This is a genomic window from Flavobacterium sp., assembly GCF_043722275.1.
Lineage (GTDB): Bacteria > Bacteroidota > Bacteroidia > Flavobacteriales > Flavobacteriaceae > Flavobacterium.
This window is the reverse complement of sequence record NZ_JAYSPC010000103.1, coordinates 1-14,297: the sequence shown is the minus strand read 5'-3', so window position 1 is coordinate 14,297 and position 14,297 is coordinate 1. Positions and strand designations below refer to the sequence as shown.

Annotated in this window: 14 protein-coding genes; 11 read left to right on the top strand and 3 right to left on the bottom strand. The window is 33.6% G+C overall.

Going from position 1 to position 14,297, the window contains the following annotated elements:
- Positions 1-30 precede the first annotated feature (30 nt).
- The 4 genes from ACHZDT_RS12780 (at position 31) to ACHZDT_RS12765 (ending at position 3,507) form a co-directional block, all read left to right on the top strand.
- Entirely contained in the window at positions 31-570 is a 540-nt protein-coding gene (locus ACHZDT_RS12780) for a CopD family protein (protein WP_394775014.1), read from the top strand.
- Between the two features lie 139 nt (positions 571-709).
- The gene (locus ACHZDT_RS12775) at positions 710-2,125 is read left to right on the top strand and encodes a sensor histidine kinase (RefSeq protein ID WP_394775037.1); all 1,416 of its coding nucleotides are present in this window, start codon (positions 710-712) and stop codon (positions 2,123-2,125) included.
- Between the two features lie 10 nt (positions 2,126-2,135).
- Positions 2,136-2,918, top strand: coding sequence for an enoyl-CoA hydratase/isomerase family protein (locus tag ACHZDT_RS12770; RefSeq protein WP_394775013.1), 783 nt, complete (start codon positions 2,136-2,138; stop codon positions 2,916-2,918).
- Positions 2,919-3,108: 190 nt separating this feature from the next.
- Positions 3,109-3,507, top strand: coding sequence for a hypothetical protein (locus ACHZDT_RS12765; protein WP_394775012.1), 399 nt, complete (start codon positions 3,109-3,111; stop codon positions 3,505-3,507).
- A 313-nt stretch (positions 3,508-3,820) separates the two neighbouring features.
- Here the strand turns inward: ACHZDT_RS12765 and ACHZDT_RS12760 are convergent, their stop codons facing one another.
- From ACHZDT_RS12760 to ACHZDT_RS12750, 3 genes are all read right to left on the bottom strand, one after another.
- On the bottom strand, positions 3,821-4,474 hold the full coding sequence (locus tag ACHZDT_RS12760) for a metal-dependent transcriptional regulator (protein ID WP_394775011.1): 654 nt from the start codon (positions 4,472-4,474) through the stop codon (positions 3,821-3,823).
- A 94-nt stretch (positions 4,475-4,568) separates the two neighbouring features.
- Positions 4,569-6,440, bottom strand: coding sequence for an Nramp family divalent metal transporter (locus tag ACHZDT_RS12755; protein ID WP_394775010.1), 1,872 nt, complete (start codon positions 6,438-6,440; stop codon positions 4,569-4,571).
- Positions 6,441-6,514: 74 nt separating this feature from the next.
- On the bottom strand, positions 6,515-6,907 hold the full coding sequence (locus tag ACHZDT_RS12750) for a Fur family transcriptional regulator (RefSeq protein WP_394775009.1): 393 nt from the start codon (positions 6,905-6,907) through the stop codon (positions 6,515-6,517).
- Positions 6,908-6,999: 92 nt separating this feature from the next.
- On the opposite strand from ACHZDT_RS12750, the gene ACHZDT_RS12745 reads away from it, so the two are divergent.
- The 7 genes from ACHZDT_RS12745 (at position 7,000) to ACHZDT_RS12715 (ending at position 14,211) form a co-directional block, all read left to right on the top strand.
- Positions 7,000-7,353 (top strand): MerC family mercury resistance protein, encoded by a 354-nt coding sequence (locus ACHZDT_RS12745; RefSeq protein WP_394775008.1) that lies wholly within the window; start codon positions 7,000-7,002, stop codon positions 7,351-7,353.
- A 14-nt stretch (positions 7,354-7,367) separates the two neighbouring features.
- A complete protein-coding gene (locus ACHZDT_RS12740) occupies positions 7,368-8,273 on the top strand; it encodes an NAD(P)/FAD-dependent oxidoreductase (RefSeq protein WP_394775036.1) in 906 nt (301 codons plus the stop codon).
- 310 nt (positions 8,274-8,583) lie between these two features.
- Entirely contained in the window at positions 8,584-10,845 is a 2,262-nt protein-coding gene (locus ACHZDT_RS12735) for a TonB-dependent receptor domain-containing protein (protein ID WP_394775007.1), read from the top strand.
- A 294-nt stretch (positions 10,846-11,139) separates the two neighbouring features.
- Positions 11,140-11,604 (top strand): thioredoxin family protein, encoded by a 465-nt coding sequence (locus tag ACHZDT_RS12730; RefSeq protein WP_394775006.1) that lies wholly within the window; start codon positions 11,140-11,142, stop codon positions 11,602-11,604.
- Between the two features lie 18 nt (positions 11,605-11,622).
- A complete protein-coding gene (locus tag ACHZDT_RS12725) occupies positions 11,623-12,786 on the top strand; it encodes a lycopene cyclase family protein (RefSeq protein ID WP_394775005.1) in 1,164 nt (387 codons plus the stop codon).
- Between the two features lie 401 nt (positions 12,787-13,187).
- The gene (locus ACHZDT_RS12720) at positions 13,188-13,655 is read left to right on the top strand and encodes an ArsR/SmtB family transcription factor (protein WP_394775004.1); all 468 of its coding nucleotides are present in this window, start codon (positions 13,188-13,190) and stop codon (positions 13,653-13,655) included.
- A gap of 145 nt (positions 13,656-13,800) precedes the next feature.
- A complete protein-coding gene (locus ACHZDT_RS12715; RefSeq protein WP_056247939.1) occupies positions 13,801-14,211 on the top strand; it encodes a BrxA/BrxB family bacilliredoxin in 411 nt (136 codons plus the stop codon).
- Positions 14,212-14,297 lie beyond the last annotated feature (86 nt).

Sequence of the window (14,297 nt, the reverse complement as noted above, 5' to 3'; positions counted from 1 at the left end):
CTTGAAACTTGAAACTTGAAACAAATAATAATGGAGTATTATAACTATCTAAAATCGCTGCATCTTATTTTTGTAATTACCTGGTTTGCGGGTTTGTTTTATATTGTGCGTTTATTTGTATACCAAATTGAAGCCAATGAAAAACCATCTCCTGAAAAGGAAATTTTACAAGCGCAATATAAAATCATGACGTATCGTTTGTGGTACATTATTACTTGGCCATCAGCAGTTTTGGCAAGTATTTTTGCTTTTAGTTTATTGTATCTCAATCCGGGATTAATATATTTGGATTATATGCAGGTTAAATTTGGTTTTGTTTTTGCACTGTATTTATATCATGCAAAATGCCACCAGATTTTTAAGCAACTGCAAAATGATGAGGTAAAATATTCGAACAATTTTATGCGTTTATGGAATGAAGGCGCGACGATTATTCTATTTGCCGTAGTCTTTTTAATAATTGTAAAAAGTGCCATCAACTGGATTTTCGGAGTAATCGGAATCTTTTTATTCTCAATTATAATAATGTTGGGTTTCCGATTTTATAAAAAAATAAGAGAGAGAAAATAATTTTTTTGTTTCAAGTTTCAGGTTTCAAGTTGTTACCCGCAACGAAACCTGAAACCTGAAACAAAGAAAACAAAACAAAAATATGCTCAATAACTTCAAAATGTCAATGCTTTCTCTTCGTGTCAGGATTTTCCTTTCGATGATTGTATTGATTGTTGTTGCATCTTTTTTATTGGCTTCGATTTCGATTATTCAGTTTAAAAACGAAGCCAAAGAATACCATCAGGAAAGACTTGAACGCAAAGAAAATGCTGTAAAAGAACATATTAACTATGTTTTATCGACTACAACTTATCCTTTAAAAACGGGTAATTTAGATCTTATTTTTAAAGATAAAATTCACGAACTAGCTCAGATTCACAAAATCGAAATCAATATTTACAGCCTTGACGGAAAATTACTTAAATCATCAAAAGAATCATTTGCGGTTGATAAAGTAGCGCCGCCAATTCCCGAATATATTCTGAAATTAGTCCGTTCGTCAATCGAAAAGCGTTTTGTAGATATTAAAACTATCGATGGAGTCAAAAATCGATCATCTTATAGTTTGATAAAAGATGAAAAATTCAAACCATTGGGCGTTTTAAATCTCCCATATTTAGAAGATGATGGTTATTATGACAACGAATTGAACACCTTTCTGATTCGGTTAAGTCAGGTATATTCGTTTATGTTAGTTGTGGCTTTTGCTTTGGCGTATTTTCTTTCGACTTATATTACGAAATCACTTAAAACGATTTCAGATCGTTTGGAAGAAACCAATTTAGATCAGAAAAATGAGAAAATTGTGTTAGAAGCAAACAGCAAAGAAGTCAATTTCCTGATAAAAGCTTATAACGGAATGGTGGACAAACTGGAAACCAGCGCCATAAAACTTGCGCAAAGCGAGCGTGAAGAAGCGTGGCGCGAAATGGCAAAACAAGTCGCGCATGAAATTAAAAATCCGCTTACGCCGATGAGGTTGACTGTGCAGAGTTTTCAACGAAAGTTTGATCCAACAGCGCCAGATGTAAAGCAGAAGTTAAACGATTATTCTGAAACTTTAATTCAGCAAATTGATACCATGTCGGCTGTGGCTTCGGCATTTTCGAATTTTGCTTCAATGCCGGCACAACAAAACGAAACCTTAAATGTGGTTGAAGTTGTGGAACTTGCATTAGATATTTTCAACGAAGATTATATTGTTTTTGAAAGTGAAGAAGAAGAAATTATCTCTAAAATGGATCGTACGCAATTAATTCGTGTGATTACCAATCTGGTTAAAAATGCGACGCAGGCAATTCCTGACAGTCAGTTTCATAAATCGATTTTAGTTACCGTAAAACGTCAAAATAACAATGTTGAAATTGCAGTAAAAGACAACGGAATCGGGATTCAGAAACTAGATACTGCCCGAATTTTTGAACCAAAATTCACAACAAAAACTAGTGGAATGGGACTTGGTCTCGGAATTATAAAAAACATCATCGAAAATTACAAAGGAACAATTACCTTTGAATCAACATACGGAAAAGGAACCACATTTAGAGTTTCTCTTCCCATTACAAACTCATAAATTCAGCGTCATGAACTACGAAAATATTTTAATCTCAATTGAAGAAAAAATTGCGACCGTAACAATTAACAGACCTACAAAGCTAAATGCTTTAAATAAAGAAACGATTAGCGACTTAAGTAAAGCGGTGAAATTATTAGGTAAAAATGATGATGTTCGAGTAATTATCATAACCGGAAGCGGTGAAAAAGCATTTGTTGCCGGAGCTGATATTTCTGAATTTGTGAATTATACCGTTGAAGAAGGAGCACAATTAGCTGCCGAAGGACAAGAAAAGTTATTTGATTTCATTGAAAATTTAAAAAAACCCGTAATTGCTGCTGTTAACGGTTTTGCATTAGGCGGCGGATTAGAACTTGCAATGGCGTGTCATTTTAGAGTAGCTTCTGACAATGCTAAAATGGGATTGCCAGAAGTAACCTTAGGATTAATTCCGGGTTACGGAGGAACGCAGCGTTTGCCTCAATTAGTTGGTAAAGGACGTGCGATGGAAATAATTATGACCGCAGCAATGATTTCTGCAGAAGAAGCCAAACAATACGGTTTAGTAAATCACGTTGTACCACAAGCCGAACTTTTAAGTTTTACTGAAACGATTGCTCAAAAAATCATTAAAAACGCACCATTTGCAATTAGCAAAGCGATAAAAGCCATCAATGCAAATTATAAAGACGGTAAAGATGGATTTGATACCGAAATAAAATCATTCGGGAAATGTTTCGGAACAAAAGATTTTAAAGAAGGAACAACAGCATTTTTAGAAAAACGTAAAGCCGAATTTACAGGAAAATAAGCTATACCACAGAGTAGCACAAAGATTGTACACAGAGATTCACAAAGAAAATTTTACACAAAGCTTTGTGGAACTCTGCGAAAAACTTAGTGTAACTCTGTGGTAAAATAACATAATGCTATTCAAAGCAATTAAAAACTTAGTCCCGAAACTTCGGGATAGCAACTCAGAACCTTAGTAACTTAAAAAAATGTACGAACCTATATTTGCTCTTTTTTGCGAGCGTGTCAAAGAAAGCATCCAAAGCGGCACTTTTGCCAAACTTACTTTAGCAAAAACAATCGGCGATACCGAGATTAAAAATATCTATTTCCGTTTGGTTTTAAACGAGGATAATACTTATTCCATTTCACTTACCACGCGTTATAAAACCGAAGAAATCGAGAGTATTCATGCTTTAGACGAAGCTTTAATGGTTTTGGGAACTTACATCAAGAATCCGTTTTTGACAGCATTATTGTTCACAACCGTTAACGATGTGACTTTTAAGGTAAACAAGAAAAACGCCGGAAGTATTGTCGAGCAGGAACCAACATTTAAAAATGCTTCGCCGGTAATGTTAGAAATGATCGAGAAAGGAATTGTTTAATAATGTGGATTGGTTTTTGGATTTTTAGAAGCTAATCCCGCTATCCGTTACAATCTTTTGCTTTTTAAAGAAAAAAGCAAAAGGATTTTCACTTCTATCGGGGCTAGGACGCTCGTTTTCAAAAACACCTACTTATATTATTGTCAATGGATTAATCCCCGAAGCGTCAGGAATTGCCAGAAAGACCCGTTTGTCAGGCAGAGCGAAGTCGAAGCCTCGTTTGCTGAATCACTTTGCGGGACTTCGACTTCGCTCAGCCTGACAAAATAAAATCTTCGCGAACATCTGTAGAATCTTCTTCGCGAAACAACCTCTAAACCAGCTTTACAAACAAATTTGAAGCTATTTTATTCGAAATAGACAATTCACGATCGTCAATTTTAATCTTAACAGATAAATCAAAAGATTCTTTAGATAAGAGTTCAATTTGCGAACCCAAAGCAATTTCTTGTTTGTCCAGATATTTCAGGAATTCTGATGAAGTATCTTTAACACCCACACAAACTCCGGTTTGATTGTCTGTTAATTCAGATAGTAAATATTTCTCGATCTTAACGATTCTTCCATGAGCATCTGGAATTGGATCACCATGTGGATCTTCGGTCGGATTTCCCAGAAAATCATCTAAACGATTAATCAATTGCTCCGATTTAATGTGTTCCAGTTGTTCGGCAATATCATGAACTTCATCCCAGGAAAAATTTAGTTTTTCGACCAAAAAAACTTCCCATAAACGATGTTTACGAACAATCATTTTAGCGGCAAGTTTTCCGTTTTCCGTCAACGAAACCCCCTGATACTTTTTATAATTCACCAAATCTTTCTCAGATAGTTTTTTAAGCATATCCGTAACCGATGAAGCTTTAGTTTCCATCATTTCCGCAATAGCGTTCGTACTCACTTCTGAATCATTAGAAGTAGTAAGATGATATATCGATTTTAGATAATTTTCTTCTGAAAAGGTCATTTTTTGCAAGGTTCTAAGGTTCTGAGTTGCTAAGGTTTTAAGTAAAGCATCAAAGGAAAAACCTCAGAAACTTAGTAACTCCAAACCTTAGTCGCTACTTTTTAACAATCAACAAAGGTATTGAAATTTTATGTCTCAATTTGTCTACGGTTGTGCCAAATAAAATATCTTTTAATCCAGTATGGCCGTGGGTTCCCATAACTAAAATATCAAAATTCGCTGCGTTAATAATGTTCGGAATCACTGTGTTAGGTTTTCCGAAACCAAGTTCTGTATTGATGTTGAAGCCTTTCTGCGAAAGCATATCTTTGTATTCCAGTAATAATTTTTCGTCGATAGTTGTTTCGTGATCGTCAACATGACCTCCGTACATTAATGCGCCAACAGTTTCTACAATATGGATTAAGGTATATTGTGCGTCGATTCCGCCTAATTCGAAAGCATTGTTAAGTGCAGCTTCATCGGCTTTAGAAAAATCGACTAAAATAGCGATGTTTTTCTTGTTATAGGCTTCTTTTGGCTCGTATTTCAGTTTTAAATTATGAGGAGAATGATTATCAATATTTGACTTCGCTCTTGCGATAAAAGGTTTGAACACAATATAAAGCAGTAAACCCAAAAATCCAAAAGCAAGCGGAACAACAGTAAGCCATAGAATAATTGGATGACTTGCAGCATCAAGCCATGAACTAATTTCATCGTAAACTAATTTTGCATTTAATGAAACAATGATCAAAGCAATAATCCAGGCGACAACTTGAGTAGTTCTGGAAATATGAAATCCTTTCATTTTAGATTTATCACTCACAAAATGTATAAGTGGAATAATTGCAAATCCTAATTGCAAACTCAGAATCACCTGACTCAGAATTAATAATTTTCCGGTTATGCCATCTCCATAAATTAAAATCACCACAACAGCCGGAACAATGGCAATTAAACGCGTTATGATTCGGCGAACCCAAGGCTGAATTCTTAAATTCAAATAACCTTCCATTACGATTTGTCCGGCTAATGTTCCTGTTACAGTCGAACTTTGTCCGGCAGCAATTAAGGCAACTGCAAATAAAACGGGCGCCCATTTAGTTCCTAATAATGGTTCAAGGAACTTATGTGCATCCTGAATTTCGGCAACTTCAAACATTCCGTTTCTGTAAAATGTGGCTGCAGCCAAAATTAAAATGGCAGCGTTTACAAAAAAGGCAAGGTTTAACGCAATAGTAGAATCTATCAGGTTGTATTTCAACGCTTGTTTAATTCCTGCCGGAGTTCGATCGAATTTACGGGTTTGCACCAATGAGGAATGTAAATATAAGTTGTGAGGCATTACGGTTGCACCAATAATCCCGATAGCGATGTACAAAGCAGCAGAATTAGGTATTGATGGGATAAGTCCATAAATTACTTTATCCAGTTCCGGTTCTGCAAAAATCATCTCGAAAATAAAAGAAAAGCCAATTATCACGACTAAAACGATGATAAAAGCTTCCATTTTTCGGATTCCTTTATTAATTAAAAAGAGTAGTAGGAAAGTGTCTAAAACTGTAATCAAAACTCCTTCGATTAGTGGAATATCAAAAAGAAGATTAATCCCGATTGCCATTCCTAAAACTTCGGCAAGATCACAAGCTGCAATGGCAATTTCTGCCAGAAAATATAGTATGTAGTTAATGAATTTTGAATACGTTTCTCTTGAAGCTTGCGCTAAATCTCGTTGCGTAACAATTCCCAGTCGCGCACTTAAGCTTTGTAATAACAAAGCCATTAAGTTGCTCATTAACAAAACCCAAAGCAAGGAATATCCAAACTGACTTCCGCCCGCAATATCTGTTGCCCAGTTTCCAGGATCCATATATCCTACACTTACTAAATATGCCGGACCTAAAAAGGCCAGTATTTTTCTGAATCCAGTTTTTTTATGTTCTGTTGCAACCGATTGGTGAACTTCTTCTAAAGATTTACCCATTGTAAAAATGTTGTTTTAACAAATATATAGAAAAATTATATTCGCGCAACAATATTTTTAGACAAGACTAAATATTAATTGTTAGAATTTAAACAATTCGGGCACAATCCTGACAATGTAAAGTTTATATCGTTGACTTTATAATTGTGCGGAAGTATATAACTCGGCTTCACATTTTCAAGACAAGTTATTTCCAGACATTTTTCACAGCTAAAATGCGCGTGATTATGAATGTGCACGCGTTGGGCATGATGATGGCATTTTGCATATTTTACAGTTCCGTCAAGATTCACAATTTTATGGACAATATCATCATTTACAAGGCGGTCTAATATCCTGTAAATTGTTACACGATCACATAAATCTCCTATTTGTTTTTGAATTTCTGTGTGTGACAGCGCGGTTTTAGATTTGCCAAAAATCTCTAAAACGGCTGTCTTTGCTGCTGTATTACGTGTTGTTTTCATTTTATTTAGATTAAAACATTAAAGCAACATTGTTGCAATTAAAATAAAATTATATATTTGCAACTAAATTGCATTAAGCAAATGTACTGAAAATGAAGAAAACATACACATCCTTTTACGATATTTTAGGAATTTCGAGCGCCACTATTTGTTTAGTGCATTGTTTGATTTTTCCGCTTTTAACAGTTTTGCCATTGGGTTTAAGTCACAATCCTTTTATCGATTTGCTTTTTGCTACGATAGGACTTTTTGCCATTATCAAAATTATAAAGAAATCCAGTCTTTTGATATCATCAATCCTGATTATTTCAATGGCTTTAATTTGGATTAGTGTTTTGACTGAATTTTTTCTGGATATTCATCTCGATCTCATTTTTATTGGAGGAATCGGGATGATCATCGGACACCTTTTAAACTACAGATTTCACAAAAATAACGATCATTAAATTACACAATTATGATGTACAACAATAAATACGATGTTATAATTATCGGCGGTAGTTACAGCGGACTTTCGGCAGCAATGAGTTTGGGGCGTTCTTTACGAAATGTTTTGGTTATTGACAGTGGCTTGCCTTGCAACAGACAAACACCACATTCACATAATTTTATTACACACGACGGTGAAAAGCCTGCGATTATTTCGGCGAAAGCCAAACTTCAGGTAGAGTTTTATGATACAGTTGAGTTTTATCAGGGTCTGGCAATAAGTGCGGATAAAACAGATAATGGTTTTGAAATTAAAACTGAATCAGGAAAAGTTTTCAGTTCTAAAAAAGTATTGTTCGCAACTGGCGTAAAAGATTTGTTACCTGAAATTCCGGGTTTTGCTGAATGTTGGGGAATTTCGGTGATACATTGTCCTTATTGCCATGGTTATGAAGTTAAAAAAGAGAAAACTGCTGTTGTTGCAAATGGTGATATGGGTTTTGAATATGCCAAAATGATCTCAAATTGGACAAAAGATTTGCGATTAATTACAAACGGAAAATCAACTTTGACATTGGAGCAAACTCAAATGCTGAAAAAACATAATGTCGAAATTATCGAAGAAGAAATCTTTGCTCTGGAACATGAAAACGGAAATGTTAAGAATATTGTCTTCAGGAATGAATCAAAAATAGGTGTGAAGGCAATCTATTTCAGAGCTCCTTTTAAACAACATTGTATTTTACCGGAATACTTAGGCTGCGAATTAACCGAGCAAGGTTTACTGAAAGTAGGTCCTTTTCAGAAAACTACAATTCCCGGGATTTTTGCAAGCGGTGATTGTCATATTCAGGCAAGATCTGTGGCAATGGCGGTTTCGTCAGGGACTTTGGCGGGAGCAATGATTAATAAAGAACTAATAGACGATGAATTTTAATATTTTAAATTGACAGGTTTTAAAAACCTACCTCTTTCTCGAATAGCCCCTAGCTTTAGCTAGGGAACAACTTTGAAAGCAAAAAGGCTTTAGCCAAACTGTAATTTGGCTAAAGCCCTTTTGCTTTGTTTTTATTCTCATCCAGCTAAGCTGGACGCTATTCAAGCTTAATAAAGAATTTTGTGACTTTATTTCTATTTCTCAAATCGAATATATCGTGTTTGATAGTATTGATTTAAAAGTTTTTAACTACAGAAACATTATATATCAAATTTAATTTTTAGATTTGTCTAAATTTAATTTTAATACAATGAAAAAACTATTTTTGATCTTGCTTTTGTTTAGTTTGCAATTTTCGTTTGCACAGGAAACTTCAAATATTTCTGGATTTATCTCTGGCGAAAGCCATAAATTACAACTTGTAAACGTTCATTTATTAGGAACAAAACATAAAACAATTACGGATAGTTTAGGTTATTATACTTTGGAAAATGTTGCCATTGGAAATTATACAATTCAGGTTTCTCAAGTTGGTTTTCAAACATTAAAGAAAAAAATTGAAGTTATTAAGGATTCTGTCCAATCTTATGATTTTGAATTGACAGATAATGAAAATCAACTTAATGAAGTCGTGGTTTCGGGAACTTTAAAAGCGGTAAAAAGGTTAGAAAGTGCTGTTCCGGTTGAGGTTTATTCACCAGTTTTCTTCAAGAGAAATCCAACTTCAAGTATTTACGAAGCACTTCAAAACATAAACGGTGTTCGTCCGCAACTTAATTGCGGTGTTTGTAATACGGGCGATATTCATATTAACGGATTAGAAGGACCTTATACTTTGGTTTTAATTGACGGAATGCCAATTGTAAGCAGTCTTTCAACAGTTTATGGATTGTCAGGTATTCCGAATTCTTTAGTTGAACGAATCGAAATCGTAAAAGGTCCCGCATCTTCTTTGTACGGAAGTGAAGCGGTTGGCGGTTTAATCAACATTATTACTAAAAATCCAATTAATGCGCCGCTATTTTCTGCTGATGTTTTTTCGACTACTTATCTGGAAACGAATGTCGATCTGGGAATGAAATTCAGTCCGACTAAAAAATCAACGACACTTTTAGGAATCAATTACTTTGATTACAATCAGGTTGTGGATAAAGACAAAGATGGTTTTACTGATGTGACGCTTTCTGAAAGGATTTCGGTATTTAATAAATGGAGTTTTCAAAGAGATAATAATCGTTTGTTTACAATTGCAGCACGCGGAATGTATGAAGATCGTTGGGGAGGAGATGTTCGCTGGGAGAAAAAATACCGTGGCGGAGATGAAATTTACGGTGAAAGTATTTATACTAAAAGAGGTGAATTGATTGGAAGTTATCAATTGCCATTTGAAGAAAAATTGATGCTTTCGTTCTCCGGAAACGTGCATTATCAGGACAGTAGATACGGAACAACATCGTATATGGCGAATCAGAAAATTGGATTTTTGCAATTGACCTGGGATAAAAAATTGGGTCGAAATGACCTGCTTGCCGGAATTGCTACTCGATATTCGTATTATGATGACAATACAACGGCGACAAAAGAAGCCGAAAGTACCTGGTTGCCGGGAATTTTTGTTCAGGATGAAATTACGCTTTCTCCAAAAAGTCTGTTTTTATTAGGAATGCGTTACGATTATAATTCGATTCACGGTTCTATTTATACGCCGAGAGTCGCTTATAGATGGAAGAAAAATGAAAACACAATTTTCAGATTAAATGCCGGAACCGGATTTCGTGTAGTGAATTTATTTACCGAAGATCATGCAGCGCTGACAGGTTCAAGAGATGTTGTGATAAAAAGTGATTTGAAACCGGAACAATCTGTGAATGCAAATTTGAATTATATTCAGAAAATCAACTTTACAAACGGAACTTTTATTGGCATTGAAACCACCGCTTTTTATACCAGATTCAGTAATAAAATCGTATCGGATTATGAAACTGATCCTAATAAAATTATCTATAACAATATAAATGGTTACGCAATTAGCCAGGGAATCAGTACGAATATTGATGTCAATTTTCCAACAGGATTAAAAATGATTGTGGGCGCGACATTTTTAGACAACAAAAATGTTGAAAACGGAATTTCAGAAACTCCTTTTTTAACGGAGAAATTTACCGCCACCTGGAGCATTTCATATAAAATAGAAGCGATAAATTTATTACTGGATTATACTGGAAATGTTTATAGTCCGATGAAATTGCCTTTGTTGAGCGATTTAGATCCAAGAAATCCGAAATCGCCGTGGTACAGCATTCAAAATATTCAGTTTACTTATTTAGGATGGAAGAATTTTGAACTTTACGGAGGAATAAAGAATTTATTGAACTTTACACCAAAACAGAATAATCCGTTTTTGATTTCAAGAACCAATGATCCTTTTGATAAAAATGTACAATATGATCCAGCTGGAAAAGTTTTGGTTACGGCTGATAATCCGTACGGTTTGACTTTTGACACGACTTATGTATATGGGCAAAACCAAACTATTCGTGGTTTTTTTGGGTTGAGATATACTTTGAGATAATTTTTTTGCCACAGATTTCATTGATTAAAAACGATTTTATCAATTGCATTTAAATTTTAATTAAAGATTTGTCAGGCTGAGCGAAGTCGAAGCCCCATCCAACATACAAGCCTTCGACTTTGTTCAGGATGATAATTGGATCTAATCATTTTAATCGGTGGCAAAACAATATGAAATATTTTTTTTCCACGAATTGCACAATTTTCCACTAATTAAATTCGTGATAATTGGTGTAATTCGTGGCAAACTTTTTTTATAATAATCATTTTAAATCTCTGGCAAAAAACAATAACTATGAAAAAGCAAATACTAGTTCTAATCTTTTTCGGAATTACTTCAACAGGATTCTGCCAACTTAAAAGCAGATCTTTTGAGGAAATTGATAGTTTGCAGCAGATTCAAAAGAAAAAAGTAATCGTTTTTATCCATACAGATTGGTGTCAGTTTTGTGAAAGAATGAAAATTACGACTTTCAAAAATCAGGAAATAATTGAGAAACTGAATTCGGATTTTTATTTAATTGACTTTAATGCTGAGGAAAAGCGAGATATCCTGTTTAATAATCAAACTTTTAAATATAAACCATCAGGAAATAATGTTGGAGTACATGAACTGGCTTTGCAATTAGGAACAATGAATAATCAAATTGTTTATCCTGTTTTGTGTGTTTTGAATGAGAAAAACGAAATTATATTGCAGTACAATAATTATCTAAGTCCAAAGGATTTTAAACTGCTTTTAGAAAAACTGAAAGAATAAAATTCCCTATTTTTGAGGATGCAATCTTCACAAATCAAACACTTCGATTACATTTTTACCGGAACAGGTTTAGCTGCTTTAATGACGGTTTATAAAATGGTATTGTCCGGAAAATTCTCTGATAAATCAATTTTGTTATTAGATGATGATGCAAAAAAAACAAATGACAGAACGTGGTGTTTTTGGGCAAACGAAGCAACACTTTGGAATTCTATAATCTCTAAAAAATGGAATTCGGCTTTATTTGCCAATGAAAATTTCAATCGTAATTTAGAGTTGAAACCTTATCAATACAATCAAATTCGTGGTTTAGACTTTTATAATTTTGTTTTTAAAGCAATTTCAAAACATTCTAATATTACTTTTCTGAATGAAAAAGTGACCGATATTAACGAATTAGAAACTCATGTTTTTGTAGGTACAGAAGCAAATAGATATACTTGCAATTATTTATTCAATAGTATTTATACCAAAGCTTTAGCTTTAAATCAAACTAAATATCCGGTTTTACAACAGCATTTTGTTGGTTGGTTTATAAAAAGTGAAACTGAAATCTTCAATTCGGAACAAGCCACTTTTATGGATTTCTCGGTGGAACAACGAGGAAATACTCGTTTTATGTATGTTCTGCCAACTTCAAAAACAGAATCTTTAGTTGAATATACTTTGTTTTCTGAAGATCTTCTTCCAAAAGAAGAATACGAGAATGAGATTCAAATCTACTTGAGAAATCTTGGAGCCGATCAATATAAAATTATCGAGAAGGAGCAAGGCAGTATTCCGATGACGTGTTATCCTTTTTGGAAAAAAAACACTAAAAGAGTTCTAAATATAGGAACTGCCGGGGGTTGGACAAAAGCAAGTACGGGTTATACTTTTAAAAATTCGGATAAAAAATCTTCAGAATTAATAAAGTTTCTTCAGAATAATTTTTCAGTTAAAATGTCCTCTTTTCATAAAAAAAATAAATTCTGGTTCTATGATTTATTGCTTTTGGATATTCTGCATCGTCATAATGAACTGGGAAGCAGCATTTTTTCTTCTTTATTTAAAAAAGGAAATCCAGCATTAATCTTTAAATTTTTGGACGAGGAAACTACTTTCATAGAAGATTTGAAAGTGATTTTAAAATGTCCGAGATTACCTTTTATAAAAGCATTGTTTCGGGTTTTAATCAAATAAACAATTATTTCATTTCTGCCTGACTTCATAATTATTTGTTTATAATTTTCCATAAAATAGTATCATCGAAAAAAATAGTTGATGCCTTTAAAACTGTGGTTTCATTCTATTAATCAGAAATATTAAATCATAAAATTGGATGAACTGAGTTTGATTTTTATTTATAAAAAAAGACTTATTCTTATATTTTAAAGACTTCTTGAGGTTATTAGCAAGATGAGATGATGTCTAGATTTGCAAATTCGGAAATAATGCTAAATTCATCATTGAATAAAGTATAATTTGCTCAAATATAGATTTCAATAAGAGCAAAGTGCCGAAAAAAATGAATAAGAAAACCTGCAAAAAGAACGCAGGTCTAATGTGATCGTTTATTTACGATTAGAATCAATTGGCAGATTATGGGAGTTACAAAACACTTAAATTTTGATATAGAAACAAAAACAATAGGAGAAATTTGTAAAGCACTTGGACATCCTACACGAATCCAGATCATGACACTTTTATGGAAAAGAGATAATAGAACTTGTGGTCAAATTGTTGAGTTAATTCCGTTAGCTCAATCAACAGTATCAAAACATTTATTAGAATTAAAAAAGGCAAATCTGGTAAATATAAAAAACGTAGGAAAAAAAACAATCTACTCTATTGAAGTTGATAACATTCAAATACTTAAAAAATACCTGACAAGTTATCTTTCAACTATTGAAATTTTGGAACAAAATAAGTCAACCGTTTTTGCAACGAGGCATAAAATAAGAAGTAGAAATAACCATTTGAAACAATACAATTATCAATTTCCTGATAAAAAAAATAAAACAGAGGAGGAAGATAATTCAATATTATATTCTGAAATAACAGTAAATTAAGCAAGATTTTATTTTAGTATTACATTAATCCCTTTATTTCAAAATTGATTATCCAACTATAACAAAACTTTATACTTGAAATTAAGTAGTTGCGAGTAAACTTTGTAACTTTGCAATTCAAAAGTAAAATTTAAAATAAAGAAATATGTATCCAGAAGAAATGGTAAAACCAATGCAAGCTGAATTGACAGTTGCAGGTTTTCAAGATTTACATAGTGCTGACGCTGTAGATAATGCTATCAAAGCTGAAGGTACCACTTTAGTTGTTGTAAACTCTGTTTGTGGTTGTGCTGCAAGAAACGCGCGTCCGGGAGCAAAAATGAGTTTAGAAGGTGCTAAAAAACCCGATCATTTAATTACAGTTTTTGCTGGTGTTGACAAAGAAGCTGTTGATGCTGCAAGACAACATATGTTTCCTTTTCCTCCATCATCGCCTTCTATGGCTTTGTTCAAAAACGGAGAATTGGTTCACATGTTAGAGCGTCACCACATAGAAGGTCGTCCAGCTGAATTAATAGCTGAGAACTTGCAAGATGCGTTTAACGAGTTTTGTTAATTTTTAAGGTTCTGAGTTGCTGAGGTTCTAAGTTTTTAGGCTCAAAGTGGCAAAGAGGTACAGAGGTACAAAGATTTTAAAAAAGC

Bases quoted from the DNA above. Each gene is read 5' to 3' on its own strand.
- ACHZDT_RS12730 (WP_394775006.1), top strand. From the start codon at position 11,140: ATGAAAAAGCAAATACTAGTTCTAATCTTTTTCGGAATTACTTCAACA.
- ACHZDT_RS12720 (WP_394775004.1), top strand. From the start codon at position 13,188: ATGGGAGTTACAAAACACTTAAATTTTGATATAGAAACAAAAACAATA.
- ACHZDT_RS12780 (WP_394775014.1), top strand. From the start codon at position 31: ATGGAGTATTATAACTATCTAAAATCGCTGCATCTTATTTTTGTAATT.
- ACHZDT_RS12765 (WP_394775012.1), top strand. From the start codon at position 3,109: ATGTACGAACCTATATTTGCTCTTTTTTGCGAGCGTGTCAAAGAAAGC.
- ACHZDT_RS12775 (WP_394775037.1), top strand. From the start codon at position 710: ATGATTGTATTGATTGTTGTTGCATCTTTTTTATTGGCTTCGATTTCG.
- ACHZDT_RS12760 (WP_394775011.1), bottom strand. From the start codon at position 4,474: ATGACCTTTTCAGAAGAAAATTATCTAAAATCGATATATCATCTTACT.
- ACHZDT_RS12715 (WP_056247939.1), top strand. From the start codon at position 13,801: ATGTATCCAGAAGAAATGGTAAAACCAATGCAAGCTGAATTGACAGTT.
- ACHZDT_RS12735 (WP_394775007.1), top strand. From the start codon at position 8,584: ATGAAAAAACTATTTTTGATCTTGCTTTTGTTTAGTTTGCAATTTTCG.
- ACHZDT_RS12750 (WP_394775009.1), bottom strand. From the start codon at position 6,907: ATGAAAACAACACGTAATACAGCAGCAAAGACAGCCGTTTTAGAGATT.
- ACHZDT_RS12725 (WP_394775005.1), top strand. From the start codon at position 11,623: ATGCAATCTTCACAAATCAAACACTTCGATTACATTTTTACCGGAACA.
- ACHZDT_RS12755 (WP_394775010.1), bottom strand. From the start codon at position 6,440: ATGGGTAAATCTTTAGAAGAAGTTCACCAATCGGTTGCAACAGAACAT.
- ACHZDT_RS12745 (WP_394775008.1), top strand. From the start codon at position 7,000: ATGAAGAAAACATACACATCCTTTTACGATATTTTAGGAATTTCGAGC.
- ACHZDT_RS12770 (WP_394775013.1), top strand. From the start codon at position 2,136: ATGAACTACGAAAATATTTTAATCTCAATTGAAGAAAAAATTGCGACC.
- ACHZDT_RS12740 (WP_394775036.1), top strand. From the start codon at position 7,368: ATGTACAACAATAAATACGATGTTATAATTATCGGCGGTAGTTACAGC.